This is a genomic window from Actinomadura viridis (assembly GCF_015751755.1).
Taxonomy (GTDB): domain Bacteria; phylum Actinomycetota; class Actinomycetes; order Streptosporangiales; family Streptosporangiaceae; genus Spirillospora; species Spirillospora viridis.
Genome location: NZ_JADOUA010000001.1, coordinates 7,503,024 through 7,526,068, shown reverse-complemented (window position 1 = coordinate 7,526,068; position 23,045 = coordinate 7,503,024). Strand labels below are relative to the sequence as shown.

Genomic DNA, 23,045 nt, shown 5'->3' with positions numbered 1-23,045 from the left:
CTGGAAGGCTCGGCAGGTCCCGGCAGGCCCTGGCGGGACTACCAGGAAGCCCGTTCCTCCGGACTCGCTACGCGAGTACGGTGGCGCGATGAGCCACGACGGGCGGATCCTCCTTCGGGAGTTCCTCCGGGACCCCCTCCGCGTCGGAGCCGTCGCGCCGAGCGGACGGCGGCTCGCGACCGTCCTCGCCCGCGTCGCACCCCTGGGCGGGCACGTGATCGAGCTGGGGCCCGGGACCGGCGCCGTCACGGAGGCCATCCGGCGGCGGGAACCGGAGCGCCAGCTCGCGCTGGAGGTCAATCCACGGCTCGCCGGGCTGGTCGCGCGGCGGTGGCCCGAGATCGAGGTCGCCTGCGCCGACGCCGCCGAACTCTCGCAAGTCCTGGAGGCGCGGGACGCCGGACGCGCGGACGCGGTCATCAGCAGCCTCCCCTGGGCGGTGATGCCCGGCGACCAGCAGCGCGCCGTCATGAGGGCCGTTCAGGCCGCGCTCACCGACGCCGGTTGTTTCACCACCTACGCCTACGTGCACGCGATGTGGACACCGGCCGCACGGCGGCTGCCGCGGATGCTGGCGGCGGCGTTCACCCGCGTCACGGTCAGCCCGGTCGTCTGGGCCAACATGCCACCGGCCGTCGTGTACCGGGCACACGGTCCGCGTCCGGAGGCCGATCGCTGAACCGGGGCGCCGGGCACCTCCCGGCCGGCCGTCACCCCGGGGTGGCGAGCGCGTCCCGCACGACCTGATGACGGAACTCGTACACCGCTCCCACTTGGCGCAGCGCTCCCCGCCGGTGCGCCTCTTCCAGGAACGCCAGCGTGCGCCAGGGCAGCCGGCGGCGGGGCACCAGAGCGAGCCGCGCGAACGTGTAGTGCACCCACGCGATGACCCCGACGTTGTCGACACGGAACGCCAGCAGCCACACCGGCCCGTAGAAGCAGGCGCCCGAAAGCCCGCAGAACAGGCCGAAGACGGCCCCGTACAGAGGGTCCACGGCGAAGCCCACGACGACGCCGGTGGTGACTCCATAGGTGAGCCCGAAGACGACCGCCACCCGGATGTCCTGGTACAGCAGCCGCCGGGGCGTCACCGTACGGACGGTCGCGTCCGGTGCGGCCCAGGCGTACACGAAACCGACGGGCACCCCCAGGAAGAGCCCGGCGGGCACGCCGAACTCCGGTCCCTCCCTGATGCTGCAGACGATCACCGCGACGGCGCCGACCTCCAGACCGCCCATCAGCGGCGCCCACAGCTTGCGCAGCTTCCCGAAGTACAGTGCCGACGGCGGCGGCAGGGTGCGGACCGCCGCCCCCGCCATGGCCAGCGCGAACACGCCCCCGATGGCCAGCCCCGCCCATGGGCCCCACAGCAGGTGGAAACCGAGCCCGATCGCCGGGCCGATCGCGAGCGCGCTGAACGCCGCCGACAGCAGGCGGTCGGTGGTACGGGCCAGGGACGACAGCTCCCACCAGCGGATCTCCCTCTGCTGCGGCGGCAGTGCCGCGGCGAGGTGGCGCAGCCAGCGTTCGGCGTCGCGGCCGTCCCAGGGGCCGCGCCGGTCGTCGTCGGCGGGTGGCCGGAACAACGCGGGGATCAGGGCGTGCGCGAGGTGCCGCTCGACGGACCCCTCGGAGGGGAACGCGTTCGGGCGTATCAGCTCCGCGGGATCACGGTCGGGGTGCTGGTAGACATCACGGGCCAGCGACGCCATCAGCGGGGTCCGCAGCGCCCGTGCCAGCCGTCCCTGCGGGCGGCGGCGGATGCGTTCCAGGACGGGAATCCAGCGCTGCGCCTGCAGCGGGGCGTAACCGTAGGTGAGGAAGTCCAGGTCCAGGTCGCCGGCGGTGAGGGGTTCGATGGTGGCGTGCGCCGCGCCGGCCACGGTCCTGCCGCCCGCCAGCAGCGCGCCGTCGTACTCGTCCCTGCGGCAGGTGAGGACGAGGTCGGCCAGGTCGGCTCGGTCGATCTCCCGCAGGGCGGCCACGCGCGACGCGGCGGGGATCTCGTCGAGCCCGTCCAGGACGAACAGCAGGGCGCCGCGCCTCTGCACCAGCCGCGCGGGCATGTCCGTGCCGTACCGGGCGCGGCTGCGCAGGAAGGGGTAGTCCTCGGCGAGCCGGCGGGCCAGCCAGGCCCGCAGTCCCTGCAGCTCCGGATTCCAGGACGCGAGGGACAGGTACACCGGTGCCGGCCCGGAGCCGCCCTGGGGGTCCGGGCGGCGGCGCTCGGCCAGGCCGAGCGTGAGCAGCACGGCCAGTGCGGACTTCCCGCTGCCGGCGCCCCCGACGATGACCAGCCGCCGGGCTCCGGTGGCGCGGTAGGCGGCCACGACCTCCTCCGGCCCGTTCAGGTCGCGGACGTCGGGCGCCCCGGAGAGCACCGACGCGGGACGCGCCGTCCAGCGCAACGTCAGGAGCCGGTCGTTGTCGCCGATGCCGCGGGTGGCGGCCTCGGCCCGCCACTGCTCGCCGACGGCCTCGGTGAGTTCCTCCAGGGCACGGGCGAGCCGGCGCGCAGGCTCGTCCTGGGGCGGCGGGTCACCGTCGCGGCGTCCGGCCCGCAGGGTCTGCACCGCCACGCCGAGGGAGAGGAGACCGGCGGTGGCGCCGACGACACTGGCGATCTTGTCCGCGTCCTCCAGGCTGGGAAGCAGGCCCAGCGCGCCGAGCACGGCGATGGCCGAGAAGACGGCGGCGCCGCAGAGCCACGCGCCCGCCCGCCTCCTCATGTCCTCATCATCGGCGTGCCGGAAGGCGGTGTCAGCGACGTTCACGAGATGAGCCGGTTCAGGCCATCCGCGCGTACGGCGGAGCCCGCGATCGTACACTCGCCACGCTCACCCGGCCGCGACGTTCGCCGCCCAATGCACCGGCGGCCTGCGGACGGTGTTTCACGGATGGCCGCCGACGCCCGCGTCCCCTACCGCCGTTTCGCCGTCACGAACCTGGCCGCCGCGTGCCTCTGGGGCTCAAGCCTGACCGTGGCGGGCCACATCTCCGGGACGGCTCTGGCACGGGTCCGTACCGCCTCCGGCGTCCTGGGGCCTCCTCTCCTGCCGGTGGCCCTCGCCGTCTATCTCCTCCACCGCGGCCTACGCCGCCTCCGCTCCCCCGGGTGACCTTGTGCCATTCGCGGAAACGGCGAGAGCCGCCGCGCCGGTACGAGACCTGCGCGGCGGCTCCGCGATATGCCAGGACGCCGGTGACTACGCCTGGTCGGCCTGGTCGGGTTCGGACGCGGCGGCGTTGGCGTTACGCTCGCGCATCTTGCTCAGCAGCGCCTTCTTCTGGGCGACGGCGTCGCCTCCGCCGCGCTGCGAGGCACCGGCCTCGCCGCGGAGCGCCTTGCGCGACATCGTCCTGCGCTGGCCGCCCACTCCGAGCATGCCGTTACGGCCCTTGGCCATGTCTGTACTCCCGTTCGGCAGGGTGGTGTGCGATGAACCTGCGAGCACCCGTGTCCGGCGCGGGAATCAACGGCTGGTCGTGCCTGGATTCCGCTACCGGACGGGCCCGGCCAGGGCGCGGTCGCGGTAGATGCGCTTCGGGACGGGCCGCCACAGCACGGCGGCCTGGTAGACCAGCATGATCCGAGCGTAGGCGGCCCGTACCCGGCCGCCCAAACGGTTTTCCGGGCCTGCGAGAATCGACCCCGATGTACGGACTCCTCTTCTCACAGGTCATCTCGCGGGTCTCGGCCGAGACCGCCCACCACCTCACGCTGCGCGGGCTGCGCGCGATCCAGGCCGTGCCGGGCGGGACGACGCTGCTCCGGCGCGCGCTCGCACCGCGCGACCCGGCGCTGGCCGTACGGGCGATGGGCCTGGAGTTCCCCGGTCCGCTCGGACTCGCGGCGGGGTTCGACAAGGACGCCGTGGCCTACGACGCGCTGGGCGCGTTCGGCTTCGGGCACGTGGAGATCGGCACCGTGACCGGCCGCCCGCAGCCGGGCAACCCCCGGCCCCGGCTGTTCCGGCTCCCGCGTGACCGAGCGGTCATTAACCGGATGGGCTTCAACAACGAGGGGTCCGAGGCGGCCATGCGCCGGCTCCGGGCACGCCGTCCCGGAACGATCGTCGGGGTCAACATCGGCAAGACCAAGGCCGTCGCCGAGTCCGAGGCCGTCGCCGACTACGTGACCAGCGCGGAACGGCTGGCCCGGTACGCCGACTACCTCGTCGTGAACGTCAGCTCCCCCAACACCCCCGGCCTGCGCGACCTCCAGGCGGTCGAGCACCTGCGCCCGCTGCTGGCGGCGGTGCGCGAGGCGGCGGACCGGGCGGCCGGGCGGCACGTCCCGCTGCTGGTCAAGATCGCTCCCGATCTGGCCGACGCCGACGTGGACGCGGTGGCCGACCTGGCGCTCGACCTGGGTCTGGACGGCATCATCGCCACCAACACCACCATCGCCCGCGAGGGCCTGGCCACCTCCGCCGAACTGACCGGGGAGACCGGCGGGCTGTCCGGGGCGCCCCTCAAGCGGCGCTCCCTGGAGGTCCTGCGGCGGCTCAAGGCCCGGACCGGCGACCGGCTGGTGCTGATCTCGGTCGGCGGGGTGGAGAACGCCGACGACGTCTGGGAACGGATCCGGGCCGGCGCCACCCTGGTCCAGGCGTACACGGCCATGATCTACGGTGGTCCGTTCTGGGCCCACCGCACCCAGCGCGACCTGGCCCGGCGGCTGCGCGGAAGCGCGTTCCCCACCCTGGACGCCGCCCGCCGCTGACCGCTCCCGTACGGCCTTTCAGGCCCGCCCTTTCCAGTTCGTCCTCTTCGGCCGCCCCCGCCGCGGCGCGCTCGGTCCGGTGTGCTCGGTCGCGGCGCGCTCGGTCCGGCGCGCTCAGTCCTCGGGGACGAGCTCGAAGAAGCCGTCGGCGATCAGCTCCGGCAGGACCGCCTCGGCGTGCGCCCGCACCTGGTCGGGGTCCAGGGCCATGAGCTGGGCGATGGCCTCCAGCAAGGGGTCCAGCGCGATCGTTCCGTCGCAGACCCCGGCCAGGGCCGCCTCGACCGTCCCGACCCCCGCCACCCGGCGCAGGCGGGCGGTCTGGCGGAGCAGGATGCGCTCGGGGTCCTCGGCGCCGGGCGGGCCGATCTGCTCCTGGACGATGCCGGCTGCGGTCCGTAGCCGGCGGGCGAACGCCACTCCCTGTCCACAGGCTGTGGAAAACTCTTCCGCTTCAGCGAGACGGTCGAGGATCCCGCCGACGTGGGCGCCGGCGGGCTCCTCGACCGGGTGCCGGAGTTCCTCCACCCGTACGGCGGGGCGGGCGGAGTCCGTCCGGCGGAGCGCGATCCAGCCGTAGCCGACGCCGGTCACGTCGTGCCGCTCGAAGTGGTCGAGCCACGCGCCGTACCGCTCCCGGTACTCGGGCGTGCCCACTTCGCAGGAGTCGCGCAGCCACAACTCGGCGTACTCCGCGGGGTCCTGGACGTCCCGCCGGACGACCCAGGCGTCGCACCCGGACTCCTCCGCCCAGGCGCCGACCCGTTCCTCCCAGGGAACGCCCCTGACCTGCAGCCAGTTGGCCAGGAGCCGGCAGTGCCCGCCCTCGGTCAGCGCGTCCCGGGCCTCGGTGACCAGCCGCCGGCAGAAGTCGTCCCCAGGAAGGCCGGACTCGCGGTAGACGTAGCGCGTCCCCGACCCGGGCGGCGCGATGACGAACGGAGGGTTGGACACGATCAGGTCGAACCGGCGTCGGGCGACCGGCTCCAGCAGCGGGCCCTCCAGCAGCTCGACGTCCCCGGCGCCGGAGAGCGCGACGCTCATGGCGGCCAGCCGCAACGCCCGCGGGTTGACGTCGGTGGCGGTGATCCGCCGCGCCCGCCCGGCCAGATGCAGTGCCTGCACCCCGCTTCCGGTGCCGAGATCGAGCGCGTTGTCCACAGGGCTGTGGACGGCGAGCCGCGCCAGGGCGGCCGACGCGCCGCCCGCCCCGACCACATGGTCGGAACGCACCGTGCCGCTTCCCGGGACCGCCTTCAGATCCGACACGACATAGCCGATGTGCCGGACCGGGCCGAGCACGTCCGCTTCGCCTGCTACGCCTGCTGCGTTTGCTGCGTTCCCTGCGTTCGCTTCGCCCGCGACCGATTCGAGGGGCTGGACGCGCAGCAGGGCCCTGGCCTCTCCGGCGGAGACCTCCACCAGCCCGGCGGCGGCCAGATCGTCAGCCAGCCCGCCCACGGCGGGCACCGGTACCGGCACCTGCAACCAGAACAGCCGGGTGAGGGCCTCCAGCGGTGATCCGCCGCCGGTCGCCCGCAGCGCCGGAACGACCTCGTCCCGGGCCAGCGCGCCGCCCGCGACCGGGCCGAGCAGCGCCCGCACGCCCTCGACCGTGTATCCCGCCCGCTCGAAGGCGGCACCGAGCCGCCGGAGATGATCAGACACCCGCCCATCCTGCCGTCTCCGCCGGCCCCGCGCGGGCGATCACCCCGTGAAGTACGCCTCGAACCCGTTCGCCAGCGCCACGGCGATACGCTGCCGGAACGCGGCGCTGGACAGCTTGGCCGCGTCCGAGGCGTTGCGCATGTTGCCGCATTCGATGAACACCTTCGGCACCGTGGACAGGTTCAGCCCGCCGAGGTCGCTCCTGGGGTCCAGGGCCTTCTTGCCCCGGTAGGTGGAGTACGCGATGCCGGTCTCCTCCCGGTAGGCGTCGCGCAGCTCCCGGCCCAGCCGCTGCGCGTCCGGGACCATCGCGGCGTTGTGCCCCTTGACCGCGACCGGCTGGATGATGTGGAACCCGTGCGCGGACGCCGAGGCGCCGTCGGCGTGCACCGACAGCGCGGCGTCGGCCTTCGCCCGGTTGCCGATGGCGGCGCGCTCGTCGATGCACGGCCCCACCCCGGTGTCGTTCTTGCGGGTGAGCACGACCTTGGCGCCCTCCGCCCGCAGCAGTTTGGCCAGCCGCTTGGAGACGTCCCAGGTGAAGGCGTGCTCGTTGTATCCGGCGTTGGTGGCCGTCCCGGTGGTGTCGCACTCCTTCGTGCCGTTGCCGATGTCGACCTTCTTGTTGATGGCCGCGGGATGCTCGCCGTTCCCCCCGTTGTGGCCGGGATCGAGCACGATGACCTTGCCCCGCAGCGACACCGCCTGCCCGGCGGCGGGCCCCTCGTGCGCGCGGTCGGCGCCCCCGGGGGCGGTCGGCCTGGAGGTCGGCGGCTGGGCGCCCTGCGCCTGCCCCTCGCCAGGGGAGCCGCCGCACGCGGTGAGCGCGCCCAGGCAGAGCGCCAGGGCGGCGGCCGAGCCGCGCCGGTGGATTCGCATGGACCTCTCCCCGTGATGACTCCGTTACCGACCCTGACAGTCTGCACACCGGTATGCGTTCGTCAAACGGACCCGGCGGAAAAGGTCGGCGCCCGGCGTCCCGGGGTCAGCGGGCCTGGTCCTCCCGGACGAGCAGTTCGGCGAGGGCGCGCGCCTCGTCGGCGTCCAGTCCCAGGACCACGCGGGGCCGCCCCCACGGATGCTCGATCGAGTGCGCCACGTAACCGGCGACCGATTCCGCGACCCGCTCGTTCAGGCCGCGGCCCCGGCGCCACCGCGCCCAGGCGTGCTCCAGCTCCTTCGCGGCGCGCTGCGCGCACGACACCGGCTCCAGATCTCGCACGGACTCGTCCCTCCTGCCGATCGGGCCGAACGGTCCGTCCATTAACCCGCCGCCGCGGCGGCGCGTCGCCCTGATCGCGGCAACCTTGGTCATCCCCTTACCCGGGGAGCCGGCGGGCAGGAGAAGGATCGACCTCGCCCCGACCGGCACCCGAGACGGGCGCCCGGGGCCGTGCGGGCCGGAGGGCCGCGTGGCCGCGCTCAGTGGGCCACCGGCTGCGGTACGGGCCCGGTGGTGGACCGTACGACCAGATGGGGGACCACCAGGTTCTGCCGGGCCACCCGCCCGGGATCGTCGATCCGCGCGGTCAGCAGCTCGGCGGCCACCCGGCCCATGTCGCGGCGGGGCTGGTCCACGCTGGTCAGCGAGATGTGCCGGATCGCGGCCAGATGGGTGTTGTCGTACCCGACGATCGACACCTGCTCCGGGACGGGCAGCCCCAGCTCGTCGGCGGCGGACAGGGCTCCGGTGGCCACCAGGTCGTTGGGAGCGAAGATCGCGGTGGGCCGCCGCTCGCGGGACAGCAGGGTGCGGGCGGCGCGGTAGCCGCCCTCCTCGGTGAAGTCGCCGGCCTCGACGACGACCTCGTCGGCCAGCCCGTGGCGCCGCATCGCCTTCTCGTAGCCGGCACGCCGATAGCGCGCCGTGGTGGACCGCGTGCCCTCGATGTGCGCGATCCGGCGATGCCCCAGCTCCACCAGATGGTCGACCGCGAGGCTGGCGCCCAGCTCGTCGTCGTCGACCACGATGTCCACCCCGGAGACGTCCCGCTCGCCGACGACCACGACGGGCACGCTGGCGGCGGCCTCCTTGAGCGAGTCGGGCACGACGCTGAGGAGCACCAGCCCGTCCACCCGCATCTCCAGGAACGCCTCGACCGCCTCCGCCTCGAACAGCGGGTCCCAGCGGCCGCTGCCGACGAGCATGCGCAGCCCCTCGCCGTGCAGGGTCTCCTGCAGCCCGTCCAGGAACTCGGCGAAGAACGGGTTGTGCAGATCGGCCACGATGGCGCCGATCAGCCGGGTGCGGCCCTCGACCAGGCTCCGCGCCACCGCGTTGGGCCGGTAGCCCAGCTCCCGCGCCGCCTGCAGCACCGCCTGCCGGCGCCGTTCGCTCACATGCGGCGAACCTCGCATGACCAGGGACACCAGGGATTTCGACACCCCCGCCCGTTCGGCCACGTTGCGGATGGTCGGCTTGGGCACGGGCGCGGCCCGCCCCTCACCGCTCCGTGGCAGGGGAACGCCGCCCTCTCGTTGCACCGGCGTTACTTTTCGCGGGGGACTACTACCTTCACCAACTGACATGGCACTCCGTCCAGGGGGCCTGCAGGACCTGCCGCATCGGCGCCCCGGGGCCCGGTGCGGAGGGCCGGTGCGCCACCCCCACTCGGGGGGAGATGCCATGATGCCTCGCCTTCACCCCGAAAGGTCGCAACAGGGAGTAACGGGCAGCCGTCAATGGCAGTTCGGGCCTGTGGTGTCCTGGATCACAGCGGCGGGTCACGGGCCGCCGGCCCGGGACGGGCGGCGCCGTTCCGGCCCCCGCTCTCGGATAGGCTTCCCAGGTGGGAGATCGTGCGGTGGCCGGAAGCAAGCCGAAGAACGGGCGGCGCTCCGCCGGTTCCTCCGGGGCGCCGCGGGGCGGCCAGCGGGTTCGCCGCAGGCTCAGCGTGGACGAGCGCCGGGACGAACTGATCGAGGCGGCGCTGCAGCTTTTCAGCACCCGGCCCCCTGAGGACGTCTCCATCGACGACGTCGCCGCGGCGGCGGGCGCCTCGCGCGCCCTGGTGTACCACTACTTCGGCGGCAAGTACGAGCTGTACCTCGCCGCGCTCAACAGCGCGGCCGGACAGCTGGCGGTCCTGCTGGAGCCTCCGACCGAGGGCAGGCCCCTCGACCGGCTGCGGATCTCCCTGGAGCGCTACTTCGACTTCGCGGAGAGCCATGCCGCGGGCTTCACCGCCCTGCTGCGCGGCGGTCCGGCGGACCGCTCCGGCGAGGTCGGCGAGATCGTCGACGGTATCCGCCGGCTGCTGCTGGGGCGCATCCTGCAGGCCCTGGACGTGGACTCCCCGCAGCCCATCCTGCGCATCACGCTGCGTTCATGGATGGCCTCGGTGGAGACCGCCGGGCTGGACTGGCTGGAGAACCGCGACGTGACCCGCGCGGACCTGGAGCGCCTGCTGGTGGACCAGCTGGTGGTGCTCCTGCACGTGGCCGGGCATCACGAGCCCGCCATCAGCACCCTCTTCGACGGCCTGGCCGAGAAAGAACAGAAGCCCGGAGAGCCCGAGGACTGACCTCAGGCGGCCCCAGGACTGACCTCCCGGCCGGACGGACTCCGGCCGGACTGACATCCCGGACCGACGAGCCCTCCCGGACGGACGGGCATCCCGGACGGACGGGCCTCCGGGAATGACCTCAGGGCGGGCCGCCTGTGCGGGCCTCCGGGCGTCGGTCCGTCCCGTGAATGTGGCCGTCAGGTGACCCTTTTGGTGCGTCCCGCCCGCTCCGTCGCGGACGGGACCCACTCCAGCGGTGACGATCCGGGACCGCGATTCTCGGATGATCGTGGTCCCGGATCCATCGTCCAGGAGAACGCCCGGACTCGGGCTCGGCGTCCTCCTGGCCGCCCCCCTCATGGCGCACCGGGTGCGTCCGGCGGGCGCTCGGGGCACCCGCCGGGCCGGAGCGCCCTACTCCGACCGCTGCTGCGGGATTCCCGCCAGCAGCGCCCGCACCTCCGCCTCGCGGTAGCGCCGGTGTCCCCCCAGCGTGCGGATAGACGTCAGTTTTCCAGCCTTCGCCCACCGCGTGACGGTCTTGGGGTCGACGCGGAACATCGTCGCCACCTCTGCCGGCGTCAGCAGGGGCTCGGCCTCTGGCGTACGTGCTGACATGTGTGCGGCCTCTCCTCCGTGGACCGATGACAGCGATCCTGCGATTGATCCTCGCGCGGTCACTGATGTCCCCTATGGCCCGAAAGAGCCACTATGACATCACAACGTGTAACCTTGCCACCACTCAACGCGACAAGCAAGCTCCTGGCGAGAGTTGCGTGGGAACATCCCCGCAACGCCTCGGAGCCGATGCGCCTCGCATGGTGACTGGGTCACGCAGCGTGATTCTAGCGACACGTATAGTCGTATCGCGCGCGGATTCGGGAAATTTGTTTTAGTTCGCCGATTCCAGTGCCCGGACGAGGCGCCAGCGGGCCAGCAGCCGCTTGTACATCGCCACCGCCAGCTCGGCCTCCCCGCGCGCCATCGCGGCCAGCGCCACACCGACCTCGGCGACCGATTCGTCCGCCCGCAGGGCCCGGTCGTCCAGCAGATGGACCAACCCTCCGTAGTCGAGCTCCACCAGCGCGCTCGGGTGGAACCCCGCCAGCCAGCGGCCGACGGTCTCCACGCGCCCCGCGGCGAGCCCGGACCCCGCGTCGAGATTGTCCCGGACGATGGGGAGCGCCGCGTCGACCCGGCTCCGGGCCTCCGTCATCGAGGTGACGTAGATGAGCGTCCGGGTCGCCGAGGCCGTGGCGGGGCCGGGGCCGCCGTGCTCTCCCAGCGCGCCCCGGCCGTAGGCGGGAGCGCCCTTCGGCCGGCCTCCCAGCATGAGGCACCGTTCGGGCGCGGCGAACGGGACGAACCACGCCAGGGGCACGTGCCAGGTGCTGTCCAGGATGTGGGGCCGCAGCGAGCGGCCGGACCTCTTCCAGCGGTCGAACGACTCCTCCGCCCTGCGCGCCGCCTCCGGCGGCACGTAGGAACCGGCCAGCCGTACGGAGGTCTCCTCCCGGAAACGGGCGAAGGCGAGCCAGGACCGCAGCCGAGTCTCCCAGGGGCAGACGTAGACCGTGTCGCGCCAGCGGCGGATGTAGGCGTCGCCGCTCTCCCGTTCGGGCACGGGGACGGGGACGGGGCCCGCGAGGCGCCGCTTCGCCTGGAGGTGCTCGGCGCCCAGCGCGTGGATGCGCCGCGGGCGGCGGCGCGAGTCGGCATAGGCCGACCAGAGCGTCCGTGCCGGCTCGGGAAAGGCGGTCACCGGCTCGTAAACCCGTAGGTACGCGGCGTACGGAAGCACACCCGCATGGTGACACGACCCCGGCCGGAACCCCGGGATCTCACCGCCACCGGAATCCCCGTGTTACCTCGGCACACAGGTGACCCGGCTCACCCTTAGGCTGATCTCGAGACGAGAGGAGGGCACTACCGTGCCTAATGTCTTCGGGTCGCCTCACAAGGGCACAGGACCCATGGATCAGGGGAGCGACGCTCCCGCCGCCGGAACGTCCCGGTTCGGCAACCACGAGCAGGTCGTCTTCTGCCAGGACGAGGCCAGCGGGCTGCGCGCCATCATCGCGATCTACTCCACGGCGCTCGGCCCCGCGCTGGGCGGCACCCGCTTCTACCCGTACGGGTCGGAGGACGAGGCGCTGGCGGACGTGCTGAACCTGTCGCGCGGCATGGCCTACAAGAACGCCCTGGCCGGGCTCGACCACGGCGGCGGCAAGGCGGTCATCATCGGCGACCCGGCGACCGACAAGTCCGAGCCGCTGCTGCGGGCCTACGGGCGGTTCGTCCAGTCGCTGAACGGGCGCTACTTCACCGCCTGCGACGTCGGCACCTACAGCGAGGACATGGACGTCGTGGCGCGCGAGTCCCGGTTCGTCACGGGCCGCACGCGCGAGCACGGGGGCGCCGGGGACTCCTCGATCCTGACCGCGTTCGGCGTCTTCCAGGGCATGCGGGCCGCCGCCGAGACGCTCTGGGGTTCGCCCACCCTGCGCGGCCGGCGCGTCGGCGTCGAGGGCGTCGGCAAGGTCGGCCACCGGCTGGTCGAGCATCTGCGCGAGGACGGCGCCGAGGTCGTGATCTGCGATGTCAGCGAGGCCGCCGTGGAGCGGGTGAAGACCCTGCACCCGGAGGTCGAGGTGGTCGCCGACAACGCCGCCCTCATCCGGGCCGGGCTGGACGTGTACGCTCCGTGCGCGCTCGGCGGCTCCCTGGACGACGACACCGTCCCGGCGCTGACCGCGAAGATGGTGTGCGGCGCCGCCAACAACCAGCTCGCGCACGCGGGCATCGAGAAGCGGCTCGCCGACCGCGGCGTGCTCTACGCCCCCGACTACGTGGTCAACTCCGGCGGCGTGATCCAGGTGGCCGACGAGATCGAGGGCTTCGACTTCGAGCGGGCGCGGTCCCGGGCGAGCGGGATCTTCGAGACCACCCGGCGGATCTTCGCGCTGGCGGCGGAGGAGGGGGTGCCGCCCGCGGTGGCCGCCGACCGGCTCGCCGAGCGCCGGATGTCGGCCGTCGGACGGATCCGCGGCATCTGGCTCTGACGGTTCCGCCCGCCTCCGGGGCCCTCTCCCGGCCCCGGAGGCCCGTCCCTGGTGCCCGGTTACGTCACCCGCAGCCCCCTTCGTCCTGAGTGTGGGGACTCGTGGGCACCGGATACACTGGGCATCTCCGCAACGAGCGTGCCGCCACGTACCGACGATGTACCGAGCCGGGCGCAAAACGGGTACGGTTGTATCCGTGACTGACGCATGGCTCATCAGGCATCGGTTCGTGTGGTACACGCGCGCGTTGATGGGCCCACGAAAGCCCTGACCATCGAGGGGGTCGAGCCAATGGGTCGCGGCCGAGCCAAGGCCAAGCAGGTGAAGGTTGCCCGACAGCTCAAGTACAACAGCGGCAACACGGACCTCGACCGCCTGAAGAGCGAGCTGGGAGTCTCCGACCCCGCCGGCGATGACTACGACGCTTACGACGAGCTCGCCGAGAAGTACGCGGACTACGCCGACGACGGCGCCGAGGAGCGCAAGGACGGCACCACGGGCCGCTGATCGAAGATCTCCACGCCACCACCCGCCGAGATTGGGCGGGTGGTGGCGTTTTTTTTCGAGCGCGTCGCGTACGCCGGGTTCGGGCCGTCCGAGCAGGGCCGGATCGGGGCGGGCGACCAGGCTGGTCACCGCCTTGAGCATCGCCAGCGGTTCGCGCGCGTAGCCCTGGAGGGTGGGGCCCATCCGGTCGCGGCTGTCGTCGCCGACGCCCCAGGCGTCCAGGCCGGCGGCCCGGCAGAGCGCGACCGCGCGGGGCAGGTGGAAGTCCTGGGTCACCACGGTCAGCCGGTCCACCCCGAAGATCCGCTTGGCCCGCGCGCAGGAGTCCCAGGTGTCCAGCCCCGCGAAGTCGCGGACGACGGCCCGTGCGGGGACGCCGGCGGCGACCAGGTGGTCGCGCATGACGGTCGGCTCGTCGTAGCCGGCGACCCGGTTGTCGCCCGAGACCAGCAGCACCCTGACCTTGCCCCGCCGGTAGAGGTCGGTGGCGAGGTCGAGCCTGCGGGCCAGCAGGCCGGTCGGCCGGCCGTCCCGGATCCCGGCCCCCAGCACCAGCGCCACGGGGGCCGGTGGCACGTCGCGGGCGGACCGCCGGTACGGGGCCGTGTCCGCGTACGCCCATCCCGTCGGCGCCAGCCCTCCGTACGCGACCAGCGCCGCCAGGACGAGCGCGGGGCCGGCCGCCCGCCGCGGGAGCGGGAGACGCCGTGAGAGCCGGGCCGGGAAGGGCGCCCTCCTCTTGATCACAGTTCTTGGGACGCCCGTACCGCCCGCGAAGTTCCCCGGAGACTCCGGCGCCCCCGGACGGCCCGCGACGGCCCGGGACGCGACGGCCCACGACGGCCCCGGACGGCCCGGGACGGCTCGGCTCCCCACGGACGCCCCGCGTCGGCAGGGCGGCGGGGGCCCTGAGAGGCCGCCAGAACGCTCAGGACAGGTGGGCGGTGCCGTCCCCGGGGATGATCTCGCCCAGGTGCCAGGCGGGCACTCCGCGCTCCTGGAGGAGGCGCAGGGCCGCGTCGGCGGCGTCGGGGGCCACGATGGCGGCCATGCCCACGCCGAGGTTGAAGGTCTTGTCCATCTCCGCCTCGGGCACCCGCCCGTACGACCGGAGGATCTCGAAGACCGGCGGGACGGTCCAGGAGGAGCGGCGGAGCACGGCGTCGGCCGAGCCGGGCAGCGAGCGGGCCAGGTTGGCCGCCAGGCCGCCGCCCGTGATGTGGGCGAACGCGCGCACGCCCCCGGCCCTGGTGAGGGCGAGGCAGTCCTGGGCGTAGATGCGGGTCGGGGTCAGCAGTTCCTCGCCCAGCGAGCGGGACAGCTCGGCCGGACGCGACTCCAGGGTCAGGTCGGACGTGGCGAGGATGTGCCGGACCAGCGAGTAGCCGTTGGAGTGGATGCCCGAGGAGGCCATCGCCAGGACGGCGTCCCCGGCCCGTACGCGGTCGGCGCCCAGCAGCTCGTCGGCCTCCACGACCCCGGTGCCGGCGCCCGCCATGTCGAACTCGTCCGGGCCGAGCAGGCCCGGGTGCTCGGCGGTCTCCCCGCCCACCAGCGCGCACCCGGCCAGCGCGCAGGCGTCGGCGATGCCGCCGACGATGTCGGCGATCCGCTCCGGCACGACCTTGCCGCACGCGATGTAGTCGGTCATGAACAGCGGCTCGGCGCCGCAGACCGCGAGATCGTCGATCACCATGCCGACCAGGTCGTGGCCCACGGTGTCGTAGATCCCCAGGCGCCGGGCCAGGTCGACCTTGGTGCCCACGCCGTCGGTGGAGGTCGCCAGCAGCGGGCGCCGGTACCGCAGCAGGGCCGAGACGTCGAACAGCCCGGCGAAACCGCTGGCGTCGTCCACGACCTCCGGGCGCCGCGACCGCGCGACCCGCGCCTTCATCAGCTCGACGGCGCGCTCGCCCGCCGCGATGTCGACCCCGGCCGCCTCGTAGGAGGTGCTCATCCTGGCTCTGTTCTCCCGGTCAGGTGGTGGACGGTTCCAGCAGGTGCTTGCCGCGGGAGTCCTCGTCGACCGGGATGGGGTAGACCCCGTCGAAGCACGCCCGGCACAGCCGGTCCTTGGGGATCTGCGAGGCGGCGATCAGCTCGTCCAGCGAGATGTAGCCGAGCGAGTCGGCGCCGAGGGAGTCGCGGATCTCCTCGACCGACAGGTTCCCGGCGATCAGCTCGGCGCGGGTGGCGAAGTCGATCCCGTAGAAGCAGGGCCATTTCACCGGCGGGCTGGAGATCCGCACGTGGACCTCGGCCGCCCCGGCGTCGCGGAGCATCCGCACGATCGCCCGCTGGGTGTTGCCCCGGACGATCGAGTCGTCCACCACGATCAGCCGGCGGCCCTCGATGGCCTCGCGCAGCGGGTTCAGCTTGAGCCGGATGCCCAGCTGGCGGATGGTCTGCGAGGGCTGGATGAACGTGCGGCCGACGTAGGAGTTCTTCACCAGGCCCTGGCCGTAGGGGATCCCGGACGCCTCCGCGTACCCGATCGCTGCGGGCGTCCCCGACTCGGGCGTGGGGATGACCAGGTCGGCCTCGACCGGGTGCTCGCGGGCGAGCCGCCGCCCGACCTCCACCCGGGTCGCCTGCACGCTGCGGCCGGCGATGGTGGTGTCGGGGCGGGCCAGGTAGACGTACTCGAACAGGCAGCCCTTGGGGCGCGGCTCGGCGAACCGCTCGGACCGGACGCCGTCGGCGTCGATCGCGATCAGCTCGCCGGGCTCGATCTCCCGGACGAACCGGGCGCCGACGATGTCGAGCGCGGCGGTCTCGGAGGCGACCACCCAGCCCACGTCCTCGAAGCTGCCGAGGACCAGCGGGCGGATGCCCTCGGGGTCGCGGGCGGCGTACAGCGTGCCCTCGTCCATGAAGACCAGGGAGTAGGCGCCGCGGGTGGCCGGGAGGATCTCCCGTGCCGCCTCCATCGGCCCGCCGCCGTGGGTGGCCAGCAGCGCGGCCAGGACCTCGGTGTCGGAGGTCGCGGTCAGCACGCCGGGGTCGAGCCGGGCGGCCAGCTCCGGGGTGTTGATCAGGTTGCCGTTGTGGGTGAGGGCCAGCCCGCCGGCGTCCGTCGAACGGAACGTCGGCTGGGCGTTCTCCCAGGTCGGCGAGCCGGTCGTGGAGTAGCGGCAGTGGCCGACGGCCAGGTGGCCGCGCAGCGTGTTGAGGACCGACTCGTCGAAGACCTGGGCGACCAGGCCCATGTCCTTGAAGACGACGATGCGCGAGCCGTCGCTGACCGCGATGCCGGCCGACTCCTGCCCGCGGTGCTGCAGCGCGTACAGGCCGTAGTAGGTGAGCTTGCTCACTTCGGCACGGCTCGCCTCGGAAGGCGGAACCCATACGCCGAAGACCCCGCAGGCGTCCTGTGGGGAGCGGTCGGAGGGGTCGAGGTCGTGGCTCAAACGTCCATCACCGAGAGGCACGCCCGCCAGTCTAGATGCCCGTTTCACCTGCTCCATTCGGCGGATCTCCTGGGAGGAGCTTTACCCGGCCGAACGGGCCCTTTGCGCGGGGGGAGGCGGGCCTCGCCCGGGACCGGGGAAGGACGCCGTTCGATGTCGGATCATCCGAGCCACCCGAGCTACCCGGAGTACCCGCCGCCGGGGCCGCCCGTCCCGCCGCGGTCCAGCGGCATGGCGATCACCGCGCTGGTGCTCGCCCTGGTCTCCATCCCGGCGCTGGTGCTGTGCGGCCTCGGCCTGCCGCTGGCGCTGGTGGCGCTGGTGCTGGGGATCATCGCGGCGGCGCGCGGCGCGGGACGGGGGCTGGCGGTCGGCGCGATCGTGGTCTCGCTGGTGGTGCTGGCCGGAGGCACCGCGCTGGCCGTGTGGGTGGGGACCAGCGTGTCCGGCTGCGCCGACACCTCCCGCTATCCCACCCAGGAGGCCCAGCGGGACTGCGTGCGGCGCAACCTTCCCTTCGTGGTCCTCCCCTTCGACGTGGCCTCGTCCCGCGGCTGACCCCGCCCGGGACGCGCCCGGGACGCACTCGGCCGGGACGCGCCCGGGGACGACTCGGCCGGTGACGTGCTCAGCCGGGCGGGAGCGGCAGGTGGGCGGACAGGTCCGCGCGCTGCCCGCTCGCCCGTACCCGGCCGGTCTCCATCGCCTCGTCCCAGGTCAGGCGGCCCGTGGCCAGGGAGATCCAGGTGGGGGCGTCCATCTCCACCACGTTCGGCGGCGTTCCCCGGGTATGGTGCGGGCCGCCGACGCACTGGACGGCGGCGTACGGAGGCACCCGGACCTCGACCGACCGTCCGGGCGCGAGGTCGGCGAGCCGGTCGAGCAGATGGCGCACGGCGCCCTTGAGGACCGGCCGCACCGGCTCGGCGCCCGCGTCCCAGGCGGCCAGGACGGCCTCCAGGGCCGACCGGCGCAGTTGGGCGGGCTCCCCGGCTCCGGTGAGGGGCGGGAGGCCGAGCGCGGCGCGCTGCTCGTCCAGAACGGAACGGGTGAGGGGTGTTCGCGACATCGCCACCGACGCTACCGTTCCGCTCCAGGTCCGGGCCCATGTCTGCGGCAGAGTCTGCGACAGACCCCGCCAACCGGTAGAAAAGGGACCTACACCGGTGCGGGGGCGCGGCAGGTCGGGACCCGGCCGGGGAGCCGATCCCCGGCGGGAGAACACGGAGGTTGTGTAGATGGCCGAGGCGCTGCCCCTGCAGCCCGGTGACCCGCGCGGACTCGGCGAGTACGAGATCAGCGGCCGGCTCGGCGTCGGTGAGCACGGCGCCGTCTTTCTCGGCCGGGACCGTTCCGGCCGGGCCGTCGCGGTCAAGCTGCTGCACCTGCGGCTGAGCGGTGGTCAGGAGGCCCGGGACGCGTTCGCCGGGGCGTTCGCCGCCGCGCGCAGGGTGTCGGGCTTCTGCACCGCCGGGATCCTGGACGCCGCCGTGGAGGGCGATCGCCCGTACGTGGTGAGCGAGTGGGTCGACGGCCCCTCGCTGACGCAGCTGGTCGCCGAGGAGGGCCCGCGCGGGGCCGCCGTCGTCGAGCGGCTGGCGGTCGGCACCGCGGTCGCCCTGGCCGCGATCCACCGGGCCGGCGCGGTCCACCACGACTTCAAGCCGGCCAACATCCTGCTCGGCCGGGACGGCCCCAGGGTGAGCGACGTCGGCGTCGCCCCCGCGCTGCGGGCGGTGGACGCCGCCACCGGCCGGAGCGGCGAGGACCCGTCGTACCGCGCCCCCGAGCAGCTGAGCGGGATGGGCGTCGGCCCGGCCGCGGACGTGTTCGCCTGGGCCGCCACGCTGCTGTTCGCCGCGGCCGGCCGCCCGCCGTTCGGCGAGGGCTCGCCGTCCGAGGTGATGCAGCGGATCATGTACGACGAGCCGGACGTGACCGCGCTGCCCGAGGTGCTGCGCGACACCGTCACCTCCGCGCTCGCCAAGGACCCGGCCGCGCGGCCCACCGCCGCGGGGCTGCTCGAACGGCTGCTGGACGACTCCGCCCCGCTGGCCGCCCGGATGCCCGAGTCGCTGGCCGCCGAGGGCCGGGCGCTGGCCAAGAGCTCCCCGGCCTCCGCCCAGCCCCAGCCGGCTCCGGCGCCGGACCCCGCCCCCGCGCCGCCGCCCGTTCCTTCCCCGGCTCCTTCACCGGCCCCTTCGTCCGCTCCGTCGCCCGAGCCGCCGTCCGCGCCGTCCCCCGCGCCCGCCGCCGCCGAGCCGCCCTCGATGCCGCCCTCGATGCCGCTCGCGGCGCCCGCCCCGCCGTCGGCGACCCCGTTCTCCGGCGACCTCCGGCAAGGCTCCTGGTCCCCCCAGAACGATCCGGACGCCACGCGCGTCGACACCCCGCGCATCGGACCGTTCCCCGAGGACGCCGCGTCGCCCGAACCGGCCACGCAGGCCATGCCGGCGCTGCCCTCCGCCCCGCCGCCGGACCCGTCCGACCGGACCGAACCCACGCCGCACCTCATCCCGGGCCTGGGATCGCACCGCCACGACGAGCGCGACTCGACCGCGATCCTGTCGATTCCCCCCGAGGAACCCCGCCGCGGCATGCCCCCGTTCCTGGCGAACCTGACCCGCTTCAAGCCCGGCAACCACCTGCTGGGCGTGGCGCTCTCGCTCACGATCGGGGTGCTGGTCGGTGTCGCGATCATCGCCCTGGTGCTGTGGCCCCAGCTGCGCGGCGAGGACGACACCCCGCCGCGGGCCGGGCAGGCCAACGCGGTGGACGACCGTCCGGTGACGACCGTCCCCGAGGGGTTCGCCGGCACGTGGAAGGGCACCGCGGTCAACAGCGGGCGCGGCGCCTCGTTCCCCATCGAGGTGACGTTCGAGCCGGGCAACAAGACGGCGCGCGCCGTATACCCGCAGAACCGCTGCGCCGGAACGCTCACCTTCACCAAGGGGACCAACCGCACGCTGCAGATGACGCTGGCGATCCCCAAGCCGTGCACGAGCGGCACCGTCAAGGTGACCAGGCAGGCGGACGGTTCCCTGGTCTACGCCTGGAGCGCGGGCGCCGGCCAGTACGGCTACCAGGGGAAGCTGACGCGCGGCTGACCCGCCGAGACCGGCCGAGGCCGACTCAGGCCACCCCCACCCCGAAATGCCGGATTTAACAGCTCTTTCTGCGAGAGATCCAATATGGTGCCGGAGGTCGATCGCATCGACTCGGCCGCGGGCGCCGCGTGCGGTCCCCGCTTGAGAGAAGGAGAGCTCTTGCGGAAAACCCCCCGAAGGCTGCTCATCGCCGGCGCGGTCGCCTCGTGCGTCGGTGCCGCCACCACCCTCCCCGCGTTCGCAGCCCCCCAGCCCGAGCTCGTCGAGGTGACCTCGGCCAAGGGCACCCCCGTACCGGGCCGCTACATCGTGACCCTGAAGTCCGGGTCCTCGACCTCCGCGGCCGCCAAGCGCGTCCGCGCCGGCTCGGTGCAGCGCTTCGACGGCGTCCTGAACGGCTTCGCCGCCAAGCTCAGCACCACCCAGCTCGACAAGCTGCGCCGCGACCCCGCGGTGGCCGCGATCGAGCAGGACCAGATCGTGAAGGCGTCCGGCACCCAGTCGTCCCCGCCCTGGGGGCTGGACCGGATCGACGAGCGGGTCCTGCCGCTGTCGAAGTCCTACACCTACAAGTCGACCGGCACGGGCGTGAACGCCTACGTCATCGACACCGGCCTCGCCCACACGCACGCCAACTTCGGCGGCCGGGCCTCGATCGCCTGGGTCGCCCCCGAGTTCGGCGGTGACGGCTGGGACCACAACGGGCACGGGACGCACGTGGCCGGCACCATCGGGTCCTCGAGCTACGGCGTGGCCAAGAACGTCAAGCTGCGCGGCATGCGCGTGCTGGACGCGGACGGCTACGGCTCGATGTCCACCATCGTGGCCGCCGTGCAGTGGCTCCAGAAGAACGCCGTGAAGCCCGCGGTGGCCAACCTGTCGCTCGGCGGCCCCAAGTCGTCCGCCCTCAACACCGCCGTGCAGGCGCTGTCGCAGTCGGGGGTCTTCGTCTCCGTCGCGGCGGGCAACGAGAACCAGAACGCCTGCAACACCTCCCCGTCCAGCGCGGGCTGGGTGATGTCGGTCGGCGCCACGACCATCTACGACAACCGGGCCACCTGGTCCAACTACGGCTCGTGCGTCGACATCTTCGCGCCCGGCTACGGCATCACCTCGACCTGGCCCGGCGGCGGCAAGTCCACCATCAGCGGCACGTCGATGGCCGCCCCGCACGTGAGCGGCGTCGCGGCCCTCTACCTGGCCGGGAACCGCTCAGCGACCTTCCCCCAGGTGCAGAAATGGCTGAACGACAACTCCACGAAGGGACGAATCGGCCGGCTCCCCAGCGGAACGGCCAACAGGCTCGTCTTCAAGTCGGGACTGTGAATCCCGTCACGTAGGATGGCCCGGCTCCCAGGAGAAAGCCGTGCTTCTCGGCCGATGAACCATTCCACACGTTCCACGCGTTAATCTTGGCGGGATACGGACGGTTCTTGACAGTTCGATGGCGTTCGGCCGTCGGAACGGCCGGACAAGCCGAGTCCCGCGGCACAGCTGCCCGGGAGCCGGGAACCCACAGTCTGCGGGCCCGGGGCGTTCAACGCCCCGGGCCTTCGACGGGGTGAATTCACCTCCTGGTGATAGGGCTGACTCCGGCCCGAACCCGTCAGCTAACCCGGTAGGCGATGAGGAGAGGAGAGGACGTGGCGGAGACCCCCGACTCCACCCGCCGTTGGCACACCCGGCTGCGGCGTCCCGCCCTGGCACTCGTGGCGCTCGCCGGCGCCCTGCCGCTCACCGCGGGCACCACCATCACCCCCGCACAGGCCGAGCCCGGCGACTCCGGCCGCATCCGCAAGCTGAACGTCCAGATCGAGAAGCTGGAGAAGCAGTACGGCGGCGACCTGGCCAAGCTGAAGGACGCCCAGTACGGCATCAAGAAGGCCCAGCTGAAGTCGAGGTCGCTCACCGCCCAGTTGCGGGTCGCCCAGGGCCTGGTCGCCCAGCTGGCCGCCAACCAGTACATGACCGGCGGGGTCGACCCGAGCGTCTCCGTACTGGCCAGCGACGACCCCAACAACATGCTCAGCAACATGACCCTGGCCAGCCACGTGGCGCAGAACCAGTCGGCCAAGGTCCAGCAGATCCAGCAGCTGGTGAACGAGCAGGAGAAGACGCGCAAGGAGTACCAGCAGAAGGTGGGGGACCTGGAGAAGGAGATCCGGGACCTCTCCAAGGAGAAGAACCGCATCCGCCAGCTGGTCAAGAAGTACAAGCCCGAGTCCCCGAGCGTGGGCATGGGCAGCGTCACCCCCCGGATGCTCAAGGTCAAGAACACCCTCGACATCGAGTTCGGGCCGTACCCGACCATCGGCTGCTACCGCGGCGGCGTCGACGCCCAGGACCACGCCACCGGCCAGGCGTGCGACTTCATGGTCAGCACCGGCGGCTCGATGCCCTCCGCCAACGGCAACGCGCAGGGCGACCGCACCGCCCAGTACGCCATCTCCAACGCCAGCAGGCTCGGCATCAAGTACGTGATCTGGAAGCAGCGCATCTACGACATGCGCAGCCCCGGCTGGCGCTCCATGGAGAACCGCGGCGGCGTCACCGCGAACCACTACGACCACGTGCACATCTCGGTCTTCTGATCGGGTGCACGGGCCGTTGGGAATGCGTGCCAGGCCGGCGAGTCCCTAAGCTCGATCACATGCTCAGACTCGGATTCCCGGTGATCGGTGTGACCGATCTCCCCCGTGCGGTGGCCTTCTGGACCTCGGCGCTGGACCTGGTCCCCCTACCGGAGGGGGCGCGCCCGACCTGGAGGACGCTGGCGCACGCGGACGGATCGGGCCGGGCCTTGGGCCTGATGCTCAGCGAGTCGCCCGCCGAACGCCGTCCCCGCCTCCACCTCGACCTGTTCGTGGACAGCGCGGCCGAGCAGGAGGCCGAGGTCGAACGGCTGATCGGGCTGGGCGCGAGCAGGGTCGACTGGGACCTCTACCCGCCCGACCCCGACTTCGTCGTGCTCGCCGACCCTGACGGGAACATCTTCTGCGTCGTCGACCGGAGCAGGACACCGTCCGGTCCGGCGTGACGCGCCGCTGACGCGCGGCGCC

Annotated in this window: 23 protein-coding genes, 1 pseudogene and 1 riboswitch; of the genes and pseudogenes, 11 read left to right on the top strand and 13 right to left on the bottom strand. The window is 73.1% G+C overall.

Annotation, left to right across the window (positions count from 1 at the left end; all coding sequences use genetic code 11):
* The first annotated feature begins 88 nt into the window (after positions 1 to 88).
* Entirely contained in the window at positions 89 to 679 is a 591-nt protein-coding gene (locus IW256_RS34170) for a class I SAM-dependent methyltransferase (protein ID WP_197014864.1), read from the top strand.
* Positions 680 to 710: 31 nt separating this feature from the next.
* Here IW256_RS34170 and IW256_RS34165 read toward each other — a convergent pair whose 3' ends face one another.
* The gene (locus IW256_RS34165; RefSeq protein WP_197014863.1) at positions 711 to 2,729 is read right to left on the bottom strand and encodes an NACHT domain-containing protein; all 2,019 of its coding nucleotides are present in this window, start codon (positions 2,727 to 2,729) and stop codon (positions 711 to 713) included.
* Between the two features lie 168 nt (positions 2,730 to 2,897).
* Between IW256_RS34165 and IW256_RS34160 the strand changes: the two genes are divergently transcribed.
* On the top strand, positions 2,898 to 3,119 hold the full coding sequence (locus IW256_RS34160; RefSeq protein WP_197014862.1) for a hypothetical protein: 222 nt from the start codon (positions 2,898 to 2,900) through the stop codon (positions 3,117 to 3,119).
* A gap of 87 nt (positions 3,120 to 3,206) precedes the next feature.
* On the opposite strand, the gene IW256_RS34155 is transcribed toward IW256_RS34160, so the two are convergent.
* On the bottom strand, positions 3,207 to 3,407 hold the full coding sequence (locus IW256_RS34155; RefSeq protein WP_197014861.1) for a DUF6243 family protein: 201 nt from the start codon (positions 3,405 to 3,407) through the stop codon (positions 3,207 to 3,209).
* A gap of 93 nt (positions 3,408 to 3,500) precedes the next feature.
* Entirely contained in the window at positions 3,501 to 3,623 is a 123-nt protein-coding gene (locus IW256_RS42490) for a hypothetical protein (protein ID WP_269217970.1), read from the bottom strand.
* Positions 3,624 to 3,655: 32 nt separating this feature from the next.
* On the opposite strand from IW256_RS42490, the gene IW256_RS34150 reads away from it, so the two are divergent.
* The gene (locus IW256_RS34150) at positions 3,656 to 4,726 is read left to right on the top strand and encodes a quinone-dependent dihydroorotate dehydrogenase (RefSeq protein ID WP_197014860.1); all 1,071 of its coding nucleotides are present in this window, start codon (positions 3,656 to 3,658) and stop codon (positions 4,724 to 4,726) included.
* A gap of 114 nt (positions 4,727 to 4,840) precedes the next feature.
* On the opposite strand, the gene IW256_RS34145 is transcribed toward IW256_RS34150, so the two are convergent.
* The 4 genes from IW256_RS34145 to IW256_RS34130 form a co-directional block, all read right to left on the bottom strand.
* A complete protein-coding gene (locus IW256_RS34145) occupies positions 4,841 to 6,394 on the bottom strand; it encodes a DUF7059 domain-containing protein (RefSeq protein WP_197014859.1) in 1,554 nt (517 codons plus the stop codon).
* A 39-nt stretch (positions 6,395 to 6,433) separates the two neighbouring features.
* Positions 6,434 to 7,273 carry an N-acetylmuramoyl-L-alanine amidase gene (locus IW256_RS34140; protein WP_197014858.1) on the bottom strand — a complete coding sequence of 280 codons (840 nt, stop codon included), beginning with the start codon at positions 7,271 to 7,273 and terminating at the stop codon, positions 6,434 to 6,436.
* A gap of 106 nt (positions 7,274 to 7,379) precedes the next feature.
* Positions 7,380 to 7,616 (bottom strand): hypothetical protein, encoded by a 237-nt coding sequence (locus IW256_RS34135; protein ID WP_197014857.1) that lies wholly within the window; start codon positions 7,614 to 7,616, stop codon positions 7,380 to 7,382.
* A gap of 200 nt (positions 7,617 to 7,816) precedes the next feature.
* A complete protein-coding gene (locus IW256_RS34130; protein ID WP_197016723.1) occupies positions 7,817 to 8,797 on the bottom strand; it encodes a LacI family DNA-binding transcriptional regulator in 981 nt (326 codons plus the stop codon).
* Between the two features lie 386 nt (positions 8,798 to 9,183).
* On the opposite strand from IW256_RS34130, the gene IW256_RS34125 reads away from it, so the two are divergent.
* Positions 9,184 to 9,918, top strand: coding sequence for a TetR/AcrR family transcriptional regulator (locus tag IW256_RS34125; protein ID WP_307829281.1), 735 nt, complete (start codon positions 9,184 to 9,186; stop codon positions 9,916 to 9,918).
* A gap of 396 nt (positions 9,919 to 10,314) precedes the next feature.
* On the opposite strand, the gene bldC is transcribed toward IW256_RS34125, so the two are convergent.
* On the bottom strand, positions 10,315 to 10,518 hold the full coding sequence (bldC, locus tag IW256_RS34120) for a developmental transcriptional regulator BldC (protein WP_012850682.1): 204 nt from the start codon (positions 10,516 to 10,518) through the stop codon (positions 10,315 to 10,317).
* 274 nt (positions 10,519 to 10,792) lie between these two features.
* On the bottom strand, positions 10,793 to 11,701 hold the full coding sequence (locus IW256_RS34115; protein ID WP_197014856.1) for a DUF8083 family protein: 909 nt from the start codon (positions 11,699 to 11,701) through the stop codon (positions 10,793 to 10,795).
* 130 nt (positions 11,702 to 11,831) lie between these two features.
* Here IW256_RS34115 and IW256_RS34110 point away from each other — a divergent pair, with 130 nt between their 5' ends.
* Complete coding sequence (locus IW256_RS34110; RefSeq protein WP_420535433.1) at positions 11,832 to 12,962, top strand: Leu/Phe/Val dehydrogenase; 1,131 nt, start codon at positions 11,832 to 11,834, stop codon at positions 12,960 to 12,962.
* 291 nt (positions 12,963 to 13,253) lie between these two features.
* On the top strand, positions 13,254 to 13,469 hold the full coding sequence (locus IW256_RS34105) for a DUF3073 domain-containing protein (protein ID WP_197014854.1): 216 nt from the start codon (positions 13,254 to 13,256) through the stop codon (positions 13,467 to 13,469).
* A 279-nt stretch (positions 13,470 to 13,748) separates the two neighbouring features.
* On the opposite strand, the pseudogene IW256_RS41730 reads toward IW256_RS34105, so the two are convergent.
* The 3 genes and pseudogenes from IW256_RS41730 to purF all read right to left on the bottom strand — a co-directional run.
* Positions 13,749 to 14,021, bottom strand: a pseudogene (locus IW256_RS41730) (SanA/YdcF family protein); the annotation flags it as partial.
* A 376-nt stretch (positions 14,022 to 14,397) separates the two neighbouring features.
* Positions 14,398 to 15,426 carry a phosphoribosylformylglycinamidine cyclo-ligase gene (gene purM / locus IW256_RS34095; RefSeq protein ID WP_197014853.1) on the bottom strand — a complete coding sequence of 343 codons (1,029 nt, stop codon included), beginning with the start codon at positions 15,424 to 15,426 and terminating at the stop codon, positions 14,398 to 14,400.
* A 19-nt stretch (positions 15,427 to 15,445) separates the two neighbouring features.
* On the bottom strand, positions 15,446 to 16,936 hold the full coding sequence (gene purF, locus IW256_RS34090; RefSeq protein WP_231404047.1) for an amidophosphoribosyltransferase: 1,491 nt from the start codon (positions 16,934 to 16,936) through the stop codon (positions 15,446 to 15,448).
* 96 nt (positions 16,937 to 17,032) lie between these two features.
* Between purF and IW256_RS34085 the strand changes: the two genes are divergently transcribed.
* The gene (locus IW256_RS34085) at positions 17,033 to 17,437 is read left to right on the top strand and encodes a hypothetical protein (RefSeq protein ID WP_197014851.1); all 405 of its coding nucleotides are present in this window, start codon (positions 17,033 to 17,035) and stop codon (positions 17,435 to 17,437) included.
* Between the two features lie 70 nt (positions 17,438 to 17,507).
* Here the strand turns inward: IW256_RS34085 and IW256_RS34080 are convergent, their stop codons facing one another.
* Positions 17,508 to 17,948 (bottom strand): sterol carrier family protein, encoded by a 441-nt coding sequence (locus IW256_RS34080; RefSeq protein WP_197014850.1) that lies wholly within the window; start codon positions 17,946 to 17,948, stop codon positions 17,508 to 17,510.
* 169 nt (positions 17,949 to 18,117) lie between these two features.
* Here IW256_RS34080 and IW256_RS34075 point away from each other — a divergent pair, with 169 nt between their 5' ends.
* From IW256_RS34075 to IW256_RS34060, 4 genes are all read left to right on the top strand, one after another.
* The gene (locus tag IW256_RS34075; RefSeq protein ID WP_197014849.1) at positions 18,118 to 19,986 is read left to right on the top strand and encodes a serine/threonine-protein kinase; all 1,869 of its coding nucleotides are present in this window, start codon (positions 18,118 to 18,120) and stop codon (positions 19,984 to 19,986) included.
* A 159-nt stretch (positions 19,987 to 20,145) separates the two neighbouring features.
* On the top strand, positions 20,146 to 21,312 hold the full coding sequence (locus tag IW256_RS34070; protein ID WP_197014848.1) for a S8 family peptidase: 1,167 nt from the start codon (positions 20,146 to 20,148) through the stop codon (positions 21,310 to 21,312).
* 138 nt (positions 21,313 to 21,450) lie between these two features.
* Positions 21,451 to 21,626, top strand: a riboswitch (cyclic di-AMP (ydaO/yuaA leader).
* A 3-nt stretch (positions 21,627 to 21,629) separates the two neighbouring features.
* Complete coding sequence (locus IW256_RS34065; RefSeq protein ID WP_307829279.1) at positions 21,630 to 22,577, top strand: coiled-coil domain-containing protein; 948 nt, start codon at positions 21,630 to 21,632, stop codon at positions 22,575 to 22,577.
* Positions 22,578 to 22,636: 59 nt separating this feature from the next.
* The gene (locus IW256_RS34060) at positions 22,637 to 23,023 is read left to right on the top strand and encodes a VOC family protein (protein ID WP_197014846.1); all 387 of its coding nucleotides are present in this window, start codon (positions 22,637 to 22,639) and stop codon (positions 23,021 to 23,023) included.
* Positions 23,024 to 23,045 lie beyond the last annotated feature (22 nt).